Raw genomic sequence first — 14,619 nt, forward strand, 5'->3', positions numbered from 1 at the left:
ACAACATGCACCATTGACGCACCCACGCAGCCCCTTGCAAGTCCTGACTCAGACGCTACACAACATAAAAAACAGGGCTACACATGCCCCGTTCTAGAGCAGTTTGTGCTCGACGGCGTAACGCACCAAATCAGCCACCGAATGTAAACCAAGCTTCTGCATCAGTCGGGCTTTGTGCGTGCTAACCGTCTTGTTGCTAACGGCCAGATGCAGGGCAATGTCATTCACACCCTCACCTTTAACCAGCCGCTCGAACACAGAAAACTCCCGTTCTGACAACTGCGAGTGAGGCGGACGCGAATCCGTCAGGCCGACTTCAAACACCATGCGGTCGGCCAGCTCCGGGTCGATATAACGACCACCGCTAGCCACCTTGCGAATAGCCGTCACCAGCAACGACGGATCACTGTCCTTGGTCGCGTAACCCGCTGCTCCAATCTTCAGTGCCCGTGCCGCCATCTGCGCTTCGTCGTGCATGGAGAGCATCAGAATCGCCGGCGGATTGGCCAGCGCACGAATACGCGGAATAGCTTCCAGGCCGTTTACGCCCGGCATGGAAATATCCAGCAGGACAACGTCGCACTCGACTTTGCGCAGCGTCTCCATCAGCTGTTCGCCGTTACCGGCCTCTCCAGCCACTTCGAGGTCCCGGGCCATGCCGATCAACTGTTTGATGCCTTCACGGACAATGGTGTGATCCTCAGCCACTACTACACGAATCAAGCGATTTCCTCCTCATTCAGTGGCACCCGAACGATCAGGGTAGTCCCCTCGCCCGGCTGACTGTCAATCTGCAAATGGCCGCCGAGCATAAAGACTCGCTCCTGCATACCGACCAAACCGAACGATTGACCTGGCTCGCGCTGCTGCGGCAAAAAGCCTTTGCCGTCATCCGTCACACTCAGCCGCAAGTCATCACCCTCAACCGTAAGATCGACCTGGACACTGTGGGCCTCAGCGTGACGCATCACATTGGTCAGGGCTTCCTGCAGGATGCGGAACAGGCCAATGGCCTTGGCATCACTGATCGCCGGCACGCTCTCCGGCACTTCGGCAATGCAGGGAATCTGTGTCCGCGCTTCAAAACGCCGAACCTGCCATTCAATAGCCGAAGCAATGCCCGCGTCCAGAATCGGCGGCCTCAGAGCCGTCGCCACATCGCGCACCAGCTGGAACAACTGCGCAATCAGACGCTTCATGCTTTGCAGACGCGAGTCGAGCCCTTCCACCTGCCCGGCAAACGCCAGCTCGCACATGGCCGTCTCCAGTTTCAGCACGGTCAACACTTGCCCCAGCTCATCGTGTACTTCCCGGGCAATGCGGGCTTTTTCCTCTTCACGGACACTTTCCAGATGCGCTGCCAACTCACGTAAACGCGCCCGGGAAGCGGCCAACTCCAGCTCGACCTGTTTGTTCTCGGTGATGTCCCAAACGATCCCGTCCCACACCACCACACCGTCCGCCAGAATCCGCGTCGTCGCTTTGATGTCCGCCCAGCGCACGGCTCCGGCGCGGGTAACGATACGCCCCTGCCAGTGCCAGTCGCTGCCACTGTTAAAGGCAGCGTCCTGGATACGCCGGTAATTGTCCTGATCCTCCGGATGCACAAGACTGCGGATGCCTTTCTCCGTAGGCTGCAGCTCCTCAGGCGAATAACCGACCAACTCCCGGCTGGCCTCACTGATATAGGCAAATTCAACGCCCTGCTCGCCGGGCTGCCGCTCCAGTCGGAACACAAGCCCGGGAACGTTACCGGCAATCCCCTTGAGCCGGGCTTCACTTTCCAGTAACGCAGCCTGGGCTTTGCGGCGCTCGGTGATATCGGTGAGGAACACCACCAGGTATTCACTCAGACCGAAGCGCAAAAAGCTTAGTGAGATTTCCACCGGCAGACTGCCGCCATCTGCCTGCATGTAATCAATTTCATAGCCGCGCAGCTTCTCATCCGAGCTACGGGCCTGCCGCCACAGCGCCAGCCAACGATCCATGCTCATCTCAGGGTCAAGCCGCTGCAACGGCAAGTCGGCGAGTGCGCCACTGCTGTAGCCAAGCATCCGCTCCGCTGCGAGGTTGGCGTAGCGCACATGGCTGTCCCAGTTCACCCAAAGGATGCCGACAGTGCTGTGATCGATGGAAAACTGGCTCAGACGCAGCGCCTGCTCCGCCTCTTCGCGCTGGGTCAGATCAGACCGCGCCTCGATCAGCTGGCGCTCCAGAGTACGCCGCTGCCGCAGCAGGTAGCTGATGATCAATCCGACACCGAGCAAGGCAAACGCCAGGAACAGGCTGAAGCTGCGCCAGAACACCAGAGGACTGCCTTGATCGTGAGTGTTCAACGGCATCCATTTACTGTGTAGGCGATCCAGCTCACCGGCAGGCATCGCCTGTAATACCTGATCGATGATCTCTCCCAAAACCGGCTGATCGCGGCGACTGGCAACCCTGAGCAATTGCGGCAGGCCAATATCGCCGACAATACTCAGCCCCATAAACGCAGGCTCTTGCATCAACGAACTCAGGTAGGCCTCATTAACCACCGCATAACTGACGTCCTGCCGCAGCACCAGCTCCATGGCATCGCGGTCACTGCCCACCAAGCGCAGGTCCAGGTGCGGATGAGTGGTGCGCAGGTACTCCGCTGCTTGGCTGGGGCCGCGTAATGCCACAGCCTCATCCCGGGGCAGGCTATCCAGATCCACCGAACGACTGCCACGGCGCTCGCCCACCACCATATGTGGCACACGCATGTAAGGGTCTGAATAATCCCAACGACGTAGCCCCGCCGGGGTCTGCTGCAAGCCCGGTGCGAGATCAACTTCGCCCCTGGCCAGCGCCCGCTCCAATGCATCCTGATCAGCAAAACGCAGCCACACCGGCTCAACTTGTAAGCCCTGCAACAGGCGCTGCATTAACTCGACGTTGGCGCCGCTCAGCGTGTCTTCACGGCGATCAAACTGGGCCCAAGGGGCTTGCATGATCAGGCCGACCCGCAGTTTAGGATGCGCTTCAAGCCACTGTTGCTGCTCGGGCTTGAGCGCCGGCCGCAAAGGCAGGACGGAGGTATCCGCCATTAAAAGTGCGGGCCATAACAACAACACTAGAAAAAACCGCACAGCGCTGGTACTCCTAATACTTCAAGGCCAGAAAACGCTTCCGGGCCACTCGGCAGCCTTGTTGCTCGGACCCAATCCAGGCGTAATTCAGGCATGATCCAAGCAGCTACCGCGACCAGTGTACGAAGGTACAAACAAAATGCGCACGCGATTTATCATTGCATGGGTCTGCGCCGCCGCTTTTCGCAAGATGACGGTCAGCTATCTCTAAAAATAATGACTCACATCAGCCCCGCTGACGGGACTGGCAAGGAACCTCACATGTCGCGCCTTACTTCCTCGTTGTCTGTATGTCTGCTGCTTTGTCTGTGTGCCCATGCCTGGGCCGAAGAAGCCCCCGCCAGCGACGCTGGCTCAGCCGAGCAAGCAGCAGAGGTTGAACGCGTGCCTGTCGCCGGACGCAGCGAAAGTGGCGCCAGCGCCCTAGAGCAACAACTGGATAAGAGGGAACAGCAGCAGCTGCAAGCTGGCGACCAAACTTTCCTCGCACTTTGGCTGCCCGCCAACGTAGGCGAGCCCAGCGGTGCCGTGATCTTGCTGCCTGGCGATGACGAGACTGCAGACTGGCCGCAAAGTGTCGGCCCGATCAGACGCAAACTGCCGGATGTAGGCTGGCACACCTTGAGCCTGACCTTGCCCAGCCCGCTAAACAGCATTCCGACCACCCGCTCCGCTGCTGAGCCCGATCCTGCACCAGATGAGACTGCAGAAGAGACACCAGCAGAAAGCTCACAAGCTCCCGCAGAGGCGACCGAAACCACTGCAAGTGACACGCAGATAGACGAGCAGCGACAAGCTCAGGCCGAGCAGATCCTCGCGCGGGTCGACGCAGCAATCGACTTCGCCCAGCAGCAACAGGCGAAAACCATTGTCCTGCTCGGGCACGGCAGCGGGGCCTACTGGGCTGCCCGCTATCTATCCGAGCGCAAACCTGCACAGGTAAAAAATCTGCTGCTGGTAGCCGCCAAACTGCCTGAAGGCTACACACCAGCACTGGATGAGCTGATCCCGCAATTGCAATTGGCAACCGGCGACTTTTATTACAAAGACCAAGCTGCTGACCGCCAGGCAGCCCTGAAGCGCTCGCAGGCCAGCAAGCGCCAGAAGCATCCGGCCTATATTCAAATTGCCATGAAGGCCCTGCCGGGTAACCCGGAAGTGCAGCAGGAACAGCTCAACCGCCGCATCCGTGGTTGGCTGAGCATGAAGGTGCAAGCCAGCGACGAATAATCAACGAAACCCGTGACGCTGGCGAATCAGGTCATAAGCCTGATGCAGCTCACGGGTTTTCTCCGTGGCTTCACGGATACGCGCGTCTGAAGCGCCGCTGCCAGCTAGCTTGTCCGGGTGGTGCAGGCTCAACAATCGCCGGTAAGCCCGCTTGATCTGCGCGGGCTCGTCATCCGCACTGACTTTAAGTAACGCCAACGCCCGCTGATAGGCCGTCCCCACCGCAACCGCCGGTTCACGCTGTGGGCCAGCAGCATCGTTGAAGCGCTCCTGAGCTGCTGCCGAAACCTGCAGCCACTTGGCCCACAGCTGCAGCAACTCACGCTCCTCACGCCCGACCGAACCATCCACCCAGGCCATGCGCCAGCAGGCTTTGAGAATCTGATCAGCACGCGCCTGTTGCCGCAGCAGCGCCGGACGCAAGTTATCCACAGCAGTCTTGCCCCGGTTAAACGCAGCAATCGCCTTACGCTGCCCTTCTGCATCCAGCCCCAGCCGCTGCATTTCGGCCTGTGCCTGACGAATATGCGCAGGCAGCACGCGCCCACCGCTCTTCGCCAGACGCCCCAGTAAGATAAACAGCAGCCACTCATCTTCTATAGACGCTGGCCGCAACAGGCGCTCACGAATGGCCGACCAGGAATTGAGCTTCAGACGGCGATCCACCACCTGCCCCAACAGCCCGCCCAGTAGCGCACCGGGAATACTGGCCACGGCCAACCCAGCTAAAGCCCCAGCAATGGTTACCGGCCAGACCATATCAGGCGTTTACCTCTAACAACTTCTCGACTTCGGCCAGACGCTCATAGGTGCCCACATCCACCCAACACCCGGTGAAATGCTCGCCACTGACCTTGCCCAGCGCCATGGCCTCGCGCAGCAACTGCACCAGCTTAAAGCTGCCAGGCTGGCAATTCGCGAACAACGCCGGAGACAGTACCGCCATGCCGCTGTATGTCAGACTGGGCTTGCCCTCCTGGCGTTCACTGAGCTGCCCAGCCTCAAGGCAAAAATCCCCAGCGGGATGGTGCAGCGGGTTATCGATCATCACCAGATGAGCCAGACCGGTCAAAGGACGCTGCAACTGAGCGAATGGAAAGTCGGTGAAAATATCGCCATTGACCAACACAAACGGCTCATCCCCCAACAACGGTAGGGCCTTGTGAATACCGCCGCCGGTTTCTAGCGGCTCGCCCTCGCGGGAATAGGCAATACTGACGCCGAACTGCGAACCGTCACCCAGGTAATCCTCAATCTGCTGGCCCAACCAGGCATGGTTGATGACCAGCTCCCGGATGCCTGCTTCAGCCAGCGCCCTGATGTGGTACTCAATGAGCGGCACGCCACCGGCACGCACCAGCGGCTTGGGCGTATGCAAGGTAAGCGGACGCATCCGCTCGCCCTTGCCAGCGGCCAGGATCATCGCCTTCATGCCGGTTCCTGCACTGCAGTTTTCAGGGAATTCAGCAGCTCGGCCAATTCAGCCAGCTCAGGTCGGCGCTCCAACACTGCCTCTATATAAGCAAAGAAACGCGGTACATCGGCCACATACTTCGGCTTGCCGTCACGGTGACAGATACGCGAGAAGATGCCGATCACCTTGAGGTGACGCTGCACCCCCATCAGATCGCTGGCGCGGTAAAAGTCCTCAAAATCAGCCTGCACAGCAATGCCCTGTTCACGAGCTAAATTCCAATAGCGCTCAAGCCAGGTGCGCACGCGTGCTTCCGGCCAGCTGAGGAAGGCGTCTTTAAACAGGCATGTGATGTCATAGGTCACCGGCCCGTACACTGCATCCTGAAAGTCCAGCACACCGGGGTTCGGCTCACTGATCATCAGATTGCGTGGCATATAGTCACGGTGCACCAGCACCTTAGGCTGAGCCAGCGCGCTATCAATTAGCAATTGACTGACCCGCTGCCACAACGCCAGTTGCTCCTCGGTGAACTCGCGATTCAGGTGACGCTGCACATACCAGTCCGGGAACAACTGCAACTCACGCCGCAACAGCGCCTCATCATAACTCGGCAGGTCACCGCCAACTGGCAACTGCTGCAGCGCCAGCAAGGCCTGGATAGCATCTTCAAACAGCCCATCAGCGTTGTCGCTGTTAATCACATCCAGATACGTTTTGTTGCCCAAATCATTGAGCAACAGGAAACCACGATCCAAATCTTGGGCCAAAATCTTCGGAACATTAAGCCCGGCTGTGGCTAAAAGCTCCGCCACATTTACAAATGGGCGGCAGTTTTCCTGCGGTGGCGGTGCATCCATCACGATCAAACTCGACGGCTCACCCTGCCAGCGAAAGTACCGGCGAAAGCTTGCATCACTGCTCGCCGAGATCAACGGAGCCTGCGCCAGAGCCCGCGGGCACTGATCAGGGAACAATTGCGGCAGGCACTCCTGCAGCCAGTTTTCAAGGAGTTTCAGGCGTACATCTTCATCAGGCATTACATGGTCTCCGACGGCGCTAGCCGTTGCGCGGGTCATGCTTTATTATCCAGCATCTTTTAAAGCCCATCGAGAGGCGTGCGGCCATATAGGCCATAGACGCGCAGGAAGCCCGGAAAAAACAAGATGGCAGTAAAATACCCCGCGTTCCGCAGAAAATTCCCTCTACTGGTCACCGGAGGCATGCTTGCACTCCAACCGGTAGCCATCCCGTTTGCCGTCGCTGCCGAGCAGTTCGATTGCCAGGTTTCCGCTTCTGGCGGCTGGGCATGCGCGCCAAAAACTAACAACGCGGCTTTGCCTGCACGTCCGCAACCGCGTGAAGCGGTTGCCAGCACGGATGAAAGCAAATCCGGCTCAGGTAAAAAAGCGGCCCAGACCATGCTGGTCACAGAAAGCCGTGGCAAGGCACTGGCTTCTCGCAGTGCAGATTACAGCCACCTTGACTGGGTCCCGCGCGAACAGCTCACACCAGCGCAGCTGGCTGAAGCCGGCCCGTACTGCTCTGGTGCCTACATTGAGCCACAACGCCCGGGCATGGATGACACCACGCCGATGAGCCAGGCACCGATGTACGTATCGGCCAAAGCATCGCGTTATGAGCAGGAACAGCAGATTGCAACACTGGCCGGTGACGTAGTTCTGCGCCAGTCGAGCATGCAGGTCGAGGCCGACGAGGCCAACCTGCACCAAGCCGAGAACCTCGGCGAACTGGTCGGCAATGTGCGCCTGCGCGATAAAGGCGCTCTGGTTGTCGGCGACCGTGCCGAACTGCAACTGGATAGCGGTGAAGCCCGCATCGACAATGCCGAATACGTTCTGCACCAAAGCCATATCCGTGGTAATGCGCTGTACGCCAAACGCGAAGAAAGCGCCATTATCCGCCTGAAAGACGGCACCTACACCAGCTGCGAACCGGGCAGTAATAGCTGGCACCTTAAAGGCAACAACATCACGCTGAACCCTGCCACAGGTTTCGGTACGGCAACTAACGTCACCCTGCGCGTGAAGAACATTCCGGTGTTCTATACACCGTATATTTACTTCCCGATCGACGATCGCCGTCAGTCCGGCTTCCTGCCGCCGACCATCGCATCTTCCAGCGATAACGGCTTTACGCTGAAGACGCCGTACTACTTCAACCTGGCACCGAATTACGATGCCACTCTGTACCCGACCTATATGGCCGACCGCGGCCTGCTGATGGAAGGCGAATTCCGTTATCTGACCAAAAGCAGTGAAGGTCAGATCGGTGCTGCTTACCTGAACGACAGCAACGACGACCGCGAACTGCAGACGGGCTATAAAGAACAACGCTGGATGTACAACTGGCAGAACACCACAGGCTTGGATTCACGCCTGCTGGCCGAAGTTGATTACACCGACATCAGCGACCCGTACTACTTCCAGGACCTGAACACCGACCTCGGCGTCAGAGCCCGCAGCTACGTAGACCAGCGCGGCACCCTGACTTACCGGGGCGACAGCTATACAGCCAAGCTGAACCTGCATGCTTACGAGCTGGCCAATATCACCGACATCACGCCGTACGACCGCCTGCCCCAGATCACGCTGGATGGCACCCTGCCTTTCAATCCGGGCGGCCTGAAGTTCGGATACAGCACCGAATACGTACGCTTCGACCGCGACCTGCGCAGCGGCAACTTCATTAACGAAGACGGCGTCATCGAAGGTTCCTGGTTTGATACCAGGGTCCAAGGTCTGGCACGTGCCAACGGCGAGCGTATCCATGTAGAACCCAGCGTAAGCCTGCCGCTTTCGAACACTTGGGGCTTTATCACACCCAAGATCAAGTACCTGCAGACCAATTACGATCTGGACCTGGATCAGCGAGGCAAGAACAGTCTGCTCGCCGAGCAGAAATACAGCAGCAGCCAGAACCGTGGCGTAGGCATGTTCAGTGTGGACAGCGGCCTGTATTTTGACCGCGACACCCAGTATTTCGGCAAAGCCTATCGCCAGACTCTGGAACCGCGCCTGTTCTACCTCTACGTGCCAAATGAAGACCAGACCGATATTCCGGTCTTCGACAGCGCAGAGACCAGCTTCAGCTACTCTTCACTGTGGCGCGAAAACCGCTTCACCGGCAAAGACCGTATCGGTGACGAAAACCGTCTTTCTCTTGGCGTTACCAGCCGTTGGATCGAACCTAATGGTTTTGAGCGCCAGCGTGTGAGCGTAGGCCAGGCTATTTACCTTGCAGATCGCAAGGTGCAGATGCCGGGCATTGACTACCGCGACCGCGCCGAAGCGCAATCCGATGTATCTCCATATGCGCTGGAATACCTGTATCGCTTCAACCGCGACTGGCGTTTCACCTCGGACTTCAACTGGGATCCGGACGCAGGCCGCACCCGTTCGGGCAGTGCCATGTTCCACTACCAGCCTGAAGACAACGTCAACAAGGTGGTTAACCTCGGCTACCGCTACCGTAACGACACCATGCGTTATGACCAGGCAAGTGGTACTTGGTCGTATGGTGGAGACTACGGCACCCCGGGTTCACCGGAGTACATCAAGAACTACTACAAGATCGACCAGCATGACTTCTCTGTCATCTGGCCGCTGGTCCCTCAGTGGAGTCTGATTTCGCGCTGGCAGTATGACTACGGCCGCAATCGCACGCTGGAAGCCTTTGGTGGCTTCGAGTACGACAGCTGCTGCTGGAAACTGCGCCTGATCAACCGCTACTGGATCAGCTATGACGAAGTCAGTCTTGACCCAGCGCGCAACGACGAAGGAGATCGCGGCATCTTCCTGCAGATCGTTCTTAAAGGTCTCGGCGGTGTCACCGGCAATAAAGTTGAGACATTCCTCGACCAAGGCATTCAAGGTTATCGCGAACGTGAAGACAAAGCTTTCTGATTTCGTGCGCCCACTGCTAGTGGGTGCACTGCTTGCAGCAACTGCAGTACAGGCAGAAGTTCGACCGCTGGACCGGGTTGTGGCTATCGTCGATAACGACGTGATCATGCAAAGCCAGCTCAACACCCGTCTGCGTGAAGTTCAGCAGACTATCGCCAAACGCGGTGCAGCACTGCCGCCAGAGCACGTACTGAACCAGCAGGTGCTTGAACGCCTGATCATCGAAAATATCCAACTGCAGATTGGTGAGCGCTCCGGTATCCGCATCGGTGATGAAGAACTGAGCCAGGCCATCGGCACCATTGCCCAGCGTAACGGTATGAGCATTGAACAGTTCCGCGCTGCGCTGGCTGCAGACGGCCTGTCTTTTGCCGACGCCCGCGACCAGATTGCCCGCGAGATGATCATTAGCCGTGTACGTCAGCGCCGTGTAGCTGAGCGTATTCAGGTCTCGGACCAGGAAGTGCAGAATTTCCTGGCTTCCGACATGGGCAAAATGCAGCTGTCTGAAGAGTTCCGCCTCGCCAACATCCTGATTCCGGTCAGCGATGGCGCATCCCCTCAGGAGATTCAGGCGGCTGAGAACCAGACCCGCGATCTGTATCAGCAACTTAAACAAGGTGCTGACTTTGCCCAGCTGGCTATCGCCCGCTCGGCCAGTGAAACTGCTCTGGAAGGCGGTGAAATGGGCTGGCGTAAAGCCGGTCAGCTGCCTGCACCGTTCGATGCCATGATCAGCGCGCTACCAGTGGGCGAGATCACCGAGCCGGTGCGTACGCCGGGCGGTTTCATCATCCTCAAAGTTCTGGAAAAACGTGGTGGTGGCGCTCAGGTTCGTGATGAAGTCAGTGTTCGCCACATCCTGATCAAGCCGAGCGAAATCCGCACAGAGGCCGAAGCCAAGCTGCTGACTGAGCGTCTGTATCAGCGCATTCAGTCCGGCGAGGATTTTGCTGAACTGGCGAAGAAGTATTCGGAAGATCCGGGCTCCGCACTCAATGGCGGTACGCTGGAGTGGATCGACCCGAACGCACTGGTCCCCGAGTTCCGCAATGTCATGAATAACACTGCGGCCGGTGAGCTCTCCAAACCGTTCAAGAGCCAATACGGCTGGCACGTTCTCGAAGTACTGGGCCGTCGCGCAACCGATAACAGCGCTCAATTCCGTGAGCAGCAGGCAATTTCCGTTCTGCGCAATCGCAAGTACGATGAAGAGCTGCAAACCTGGCTGCGCCAGATCCGCGACGAAGCGTACGTCGAGATCAAACTCTGATGCGGGTGCTGGCGCTCACCCGCCAGCAGTCAGCACCACTCAAAAGCCCGGCTCTTGCAGATGCACAGCCGGGCTTTTTTTCGCCCCCTGATTCCCGGTCCTGCATAAGCTGGACCTATTAGCCGAGACACCGTAATGACTGTTATTCACCGCTTTGCCCTGACCCCAGGCGAACCTGCCGGAATCGGCCCAGACCTCTGCCTACTGCTGGCCCGCGAGGCCCAACCTCAGGTACTCATCGCCGTCGCCAACCAAGCCTTGCTGGAAGACCGCGCCCGTCAGCTCGGCCTGAACATCCAACTGCTCAGCGTCAGCCCGGATTGCTGGCCAGAGCAACCAGCACCCGCTGCAAACCTGTATGTCTGGGACACGCCACTGGCCTGTAATGTCACGCCAGGTGAGCTGGATGCCCGCAACGGCCATTACGTACTGGAAACCCTGACCCGCGCTGCTGAAGGCTGCATTAGCGGGGACTTCGCCGGAATGATCACCGCTCCAGTGCATAAAGGCGTGATCAATGAAGCAGGCATACCCTTCTCCGGGCATACCGAGTTTCTTGCCGACCTGACCCACACTGAACAGGTGGTGATGATGCTCGCCACTCACGGACTGCGTGTGGCACTGGTGACCACCCACTTGCCGCTCAAGGACATCGCAGCGGCCATCACAGAAGACCGCCTCACGCGGGTTACGCGCATTCTGGATAAAGATCTGCGCAGCAAGTTCGGCATCAGCAACCCGCGTATTCTGGTGTGCGGGCTTAACCCGCATGCAGGTGAAGGCGGCCATCTTGGCCGGGAAGAAATTGAAGTCATCGAGCCCACACTGGAGCGCTTACGCGGTGAAGGGATCCACCTGATCGGCCCGCTGCCGGCCGACACCCTGTTCACCCCCAAGCACCTTGATAATTGCGACGCAGTCCTGGCTATGTACCACGATCAGGGCTTACCTGTGCTCAAGTACAAAGGCTTTGGCGCTGCAGTAAACGTCACCCTCGGTCTGCCAATTATTCGCACCTCTGTGGATCACGGCACGGCGCTTGATCTGGCCGGTAGCGGCAAGATTGATACCGGCAGCCTCAACGTGGCACTGCAGACGGCTTACCAGATGGCGGACAGCCAAACACCCCGCTAATCAAGAATCCTTCTGCCTGGTTACCGTTGAGAAATCAGTAAAACTGATAGACTGTAAAACTTTTTCGAGTCGTTTTATTCGTTTCAGGCCATGGGTCTGAAACTTGGAGCTGTTGCATGTCCGAGTACCAACACCGCGCACGTAAGCGTTTTGGCCAGAACTTTCTGCATGACGCCGGGGTTATCCACCGTATTCTGCGCGCGATCCATGCCCGTGAAGGCGAACACATGTTGGAGATCGGACCCGGCCAGGGCGCTCTGACAGAGGGCCTGCTGAGCAGTGGCGCACAGCTGGACGTGATCGAGCTGGACCGGGACCTGATCCCGATTTTGCAAGCCCAGTTTGCCGGCAACCCGCGCTTTCGCCTGAACCAGGGAGATGCCCTGAAGTTCGACTTCACCCAGCTCAACGCAGGGGAGCGTTCGCTGCGTGTTGTCGGCAACCTGCCTTACAACATCTCCACACCGCTGATTTTCCACCTACTGGACAACGCCCACCTGATCCGCGACATGCACTTCATGCTGCAGAAAGAAGTAGTCGAGCGCTTGGCTGCTGAGCCTGGCGGTGGCGATTGGGGCCGCCTGTCCATCATGGTTCAGTACCATTGCCGCGTGGAGCACCTGTTCAACGTCGGCCCGGGTGCCTTCAACCCGCCGCCAAAAGTGGACTCTGCCATCGTGCGCTTGGTGCCACACGAGGTACTGCCGCACCCGGCTAAAAACCCGCGCCTGCTTGAGCGTGTTGTACGTGAAGCGTTCAACATGCGCCGCAAAACGCTGCGCAATACTCTGAAAGGCCTGCTGAGTGCCGAAGACATTGAAGCCGCTGGTGTGGACGGTAGCCTACGCCCCGAGCAACTGAAACTGGCAGACTTCGTGCATTTGGCAGACCGATTGGCCGAACTCAACCAAACACCCTGAGCCTCCCTCACCCCATGAGCGATTCGCCTTACAACATTCATGTCAGTGTCGTCAGCCGCTATCTGCCCGATCAATCTGAGCCGGAACAGAGCCGCTTTGCCTTTTCCTACACAGTCACCATCACCAACCGGGGCTCGCTGACCGCTCAGCTATTGTCCCGTCATTGGATCATCACCAATGGTGACGGGCAGGTTCAGGAGGTCCGAGGCTCCGGCGTAATCGGCCAACAACCGCATATTGAGCCCGGCGAGACCTACACCTACAGCAGCGGTACCCTGATGACGACCAAGGTCGGCATCATGCAGGGCAGTTACAACATGATCGCGCAGGACGGGCATCCGTTTTCCGCCACCATCGCGCCCTTCCGCCTGGCCGTTCCCGGAGCCTTGCACTGATGGCCACCTACGCAGTCGGAGATATTCAGGGCTGCCTAGAGCCCCTGCGCTGCCTGCTTGACCGGGTGGATTTTGACCCAAAGCGAGATCAGCTGTGGCTGGTCGGTGATCTGGTCAACCGTGGCCCCGATTCACTCGGCACCTTGCGTTTTCTGTACAGCATCCGCCAGTCACTGACCTGCGTTCTGGGCAACCATGACCTGCACCTGCTGGCTGTGGCACACAACATCGAACGCTTGAAGAAAGGCGACACTCTCAAAGAAATTATCGACGCTCCAGACGCAGCCGATCTGCTCGACTGGCTGCGCCTGCAAAAGCTGCTGCACTACGACGCCGAACGCAACACCGCACTGGTACACGCAGGGATTCCTCCGCAGTGGAGCATTGAAAAAGCCCTGCGCCGCGCTGCCGAGGTTGAGGATGCTCTGCGTGACGACGCCCGCCTTCCGCTGTTTCTGGACGGTATGTATGGCAACGAACCGGCCAAGTGGAACGGTGAACTGCAAGGCGTAACCCGGCTGCGAGTGATCACCAACTACTTCACCCGCATGCGCTTCTGCAAAGCGGATGGCACTCTTGATCTGAAAACCAAGGAAGGCGCGGACAGCGCTCCCGCCGGTTACGCCCCCTGGTTTAGCCATAAAGTGCGCAAAACCCGCGAACAGCGCATTATTTTCGGCCACTGGGCGGCGCTTGAAGGCCAAGCCAACGAACCGGGTATCGTTGCGCTGGATACGGGTTGCGTCTGGGGTGCCAGCATGACCCTGATGAACATAGACAGCGGCGTCAAATACACCTGCGACTGTACGGAGCACCCATGAGCGAATTCAAACGTATCCCGCCACAACAAGCCCAAAGCATGCGCCAGAATGGCGCAGTGGTAGTCGACATCCGCGACCCGCAAAGCTATGCCATGAGCCACATCAGCGGCTCGACGCACCTGGACAACCACTCCCTGCATGACTTCATCACCCAGGCCGATCTGGACGCACCGCTAATCGTCACCTGCTACCACGGTAACTCCAGCCAGAGCGCTGCTGCCTACCTGATCAGTCAGGGCTTCACCGATGTCTACAGCCTCGATGGCGGTTTCGAACTGTGGCGTACCACTTATCCGAATGATACGGAAAGCGGCTCGGCAGAATAATTTTTATCCGCCTACAGGCCGTTAGCGACGCGGCCTGCAGAGCAATCCACCCACAACTTTGACAATC

General features: G+C 58.4%; 13 protein-coding genes. 8 read left to right on the forward strand and 5 right to left on the reverse strand.

The window, feature by feature from the left end; genetic code table 11:
• Positions 1-93: 93 nt before the first annotated feature.
• Both AO726_RS14880 and AO726_RS14885 read right to left on the reverse strand, forming a co-directional pair.
• Entirely contained in the window at positions 94-723 is a 630-nt protein-coding gene (locus AO726_RS14880; protein WP_058068891.1) for a response regulator, read from the reverse strand.
• Positions 720-3,071, reverse strand: coding sequence for a PAS domain-containing sensor histidine kinase (locus tag AO726_RS14885; RefSeq protein WP_058068892.1), 2,352 nt, complete (start codon positions 3,069-3,071; stop codon positions 720-722). The genes AO726_RS14880 and AO726_RS14885 overlap by 4 nt, the downstream gene beginning before the upstream one ends.
• Before the next feature lie 303 nt (positions 3,072-3,374).
• Here AO726_RS14885 and AO726_RS14890 point away from each other — a divergent pair, with 303 nt between their 5' ends.
• Complete coding sequence (locus AO726_RS14890) at positions 3,375-4,343, forward strand: alpha/beta hydrolase family protein (protein ID WP_058068893.1); 969 nt, start codon at positions 3,375-3,377, stop codon at positions 4,341-4,343.
• Here the strand turns inward: AO726_RS14890 and AO726_RS14895 are convergent, their stop codons facing one another.
• From AO726_RS14895 to AO726_RS14905, 3 genes are read right to left on the reverse strand one after another with little or no spacing between them, the layout of a single operon-like run.
• The gene (locus AO726_RS14895; RefSeq protein WP_058068894.1) at positions 4,344-5,102 is read right to left on the reverse strand and encodes a DnaJ domain-containing protein; all 759 of its coding nucleotides are present in this window, start codon (positions 5,100-5,102) and stop codon (positions 4,344-4,346) included.
• A gap of 1 nt (position 5,103) precedes the next feature.
• Complete coding sequence (gene murU, locus AO726_RS14900; protein ID WP_058068895.1) at positions 5,104-5,775, reverse strand: N-acetylmuramate alpha-1-phosphate uridylyltransferase MurU; 672 nt, start codon at positions 5,773-5,775, stop codon at positions 5,104-5,106.
• Entirely contained in the window at positions 5,772-6,797 is a 1,026-nt protein-coding gene (locus AO726_RS14905) for an aminoglycoside phosphotransferase family protein (protein WP_058068896.1), read from the reverse strand. Before AO726_RS14905 ends, murU begins: the two co-directional genes overlap by 4 nt.
• A gap of 126 nt (positions 6,798-6,923) precedes the next feature.
• On the opposite strand from AO726_RS14905, the gene AO726_RS14910 reads away from it, so the two are divergent.
• From AO726_RS14910 to glpE, 7 genes are all read left to right on the forward strand, one after another.
• Positions 6,924-9,683, forward strand: coding sequence for an LPS-assembly protein LptD (locus AO726_RS14910; protein WP_058068897.1), 2,760 nt, complete (start codon positions 6,924-6,926; stop codon positions 9,681-9,683).
• Positions 9,664-10,956: a peptidylprolyl isomerase gene (locus AO726_RS14915; RefSeq protein ID WP_058068898.1), complete on the forward strand. Its 1,293-nt coding sequence runs from the start codon at positions 9,664-9,666 to the stop codon at positions 10,954-10,956. Before AO726_RS14910 ends, AO726_RS14915 begins: the two co-directional genes overlap by 20 nt.
• Before the next feature lie 135 nt (positions 10,957-11,091).
• A complete protein-coding gene (gene pdxA / locus AO726_RS14920) occupies positions 11,092-12,090 on the forward strand; it encodes a 4-hydroxythreonine-4-phosphate dehydrogenase PdxA (RefSeq protein WP_058068899.1) in 999 nt (332 codons plus the stop codon).
• 116 nt (positions 12,091-12,206) lie between these two features.
• The gene (rsmA, locus tag AO726_RS14925; RefSeq protein ID WP_058068900.1) at positions 12,207-13,010 is read left to right on the forward strand and encodes a 16S rRNA (adenine(1518)-N(6)/adenine(1519)-N(6))-dimethyltransferase RsmA; all 804 of its coding nucleotides are present in this window, start codon (positions 12,207-12,209) and stop codon (positions 13,008-13,010) included.
• Positions 13,011-13,024: 14 nt separating this feature from the next.
• Complete coding sequence (gene apaG / locus AO726_RS14930) at positions 13,025-13,405, forward strand: Co2+/Mg2+ efflux protein ApaG (RefSeq protein ID WP_058068901.1); 381 nt, start codon at positions 13,025-13,027, stop codon at positions 13,403-13,405.
• Positions 13,405-14,226 carry a symmetrical bis(5'-nucleosyl)-tetraphosphatase gene (locus AO726_RS14935; RefSeq protein ID WP_058068902.1) on the forward strand — a complete coding sequence of 274 codons (822 nt, stop codon included), beginning with the start codon at positions 13,405-13,407 and terminating at the stop codon, positions 14,224-14,226. Before apaG ends, AO726_RS14935 begins: the two co-directional genes overlap by 1 nt.
• Positions 14,223-14,552, forward strand: a complete 330-nt coding sequence (gene glpE, locus AO726_RS14940; protein WP_058068903.1) for a thiosulfate sulfurtransferase GlpE — start codon at positions 14,223-14,225, stop codon at positions 14,550-14,552. Before AO726_RS14935 ends, glpE begins: the two co-directional genes overlap by 4 nt.
• Positions 14,553-14,619: the final 67 nt, after the last annotated feature.

The sequence above is a fragment of the Pseudomonas sp. TTU2014-080ASC genome, from assembly GCF_001446935.1.
GTDB lineage: Bacteria > Pseudomonadota > Gammaproteobacteria > Pseudomonadales > Pseudomonadaceae > Aquipseudomonas.

What these genes read in the sequence shown, in the direction of transcription:
- apaG (WP_058068901.1), top strand. Translation starts at nt 13,025, where the DNA reads ATGAGCGATTCGCCTTACAACATTCATGTCAGTGTCGTCAGCCGCTAT.
- pdxA (WP_058068899.1), top strand. Translation starts at nt 11,092, where the DNA reads ATGACTGTTATTCACCGCTTTGCCCTGACCCCAGGCGAACCTGCCGGA.
- murU (WP_058068895.1), bottom strand. Translation starts at nt 5,775, where the DNA reads ATGAAGGCGATGATCCTGGCCGCTGGCAAGGGCGAGCGGATGCGTCCG.
- AO726_RS14885 (WP_058068892.1), bottom strand. Translation starts at nt 3,071, where the DNA reads ATGGCGGATACCTCCGTCCTGCCTTTGCGGCCGGCGCTCAAGCCCGAG.
- glpE (WP_058068903.1), top strand. Translation starts at nt 14,223, where the DNA reads ATGAGCGAATTCAAACGTATCCCGCCACAACAAGCCCAAAGCATGCGC.
- rsmA (WP_058068900.1), top strand. Translation starts at nt 12,207, where the DNA reads ATGTCCGAGTACCAACACCGCGCACGTAAGCGTTTTGGCCAGAACTTT.
- AO726_RS14890 (WP_058068893.1), top strand. Translation starts at nt 3,375, where the DNA reads ATGTCGCGCCTTACTTCCTCGTTGTCTGTATGTCTGCTGCTTTGTCTG.
- AO726_RS14895 (WP_058068894.1), bottom strand. Translation starts at nt 5,102, where the DNA reads ATGGTCTGGCCGGTAACCATTGCTGGGGCTTTAGCTGGGTTGGCCGTG.
- AO726_RS14935 (WP_058068902.1), top strand. Translation starts at nt 13,405, where the DNA reads ATGGCCACCTACGCAGTCGGAGATATTCAGGGCTGCCTAGAGCCCCTG.
- AO726_RS14910 (WP_058068897.1), top strand. Translation starts at nt 6,924, where the DNA reads ATGGCAGTAAAATACCCCGCGTTCCGCAGAAAATTCCCTCTACTGGTC.
- AO726_RS14905 (WP_058068896.1), bottom strand. Translation starts at nt 6,797, where the DNA reads ATGCCTGATGAAGATGTACGCCTGAAACTCCTTGAAAACTGGCTGCAG.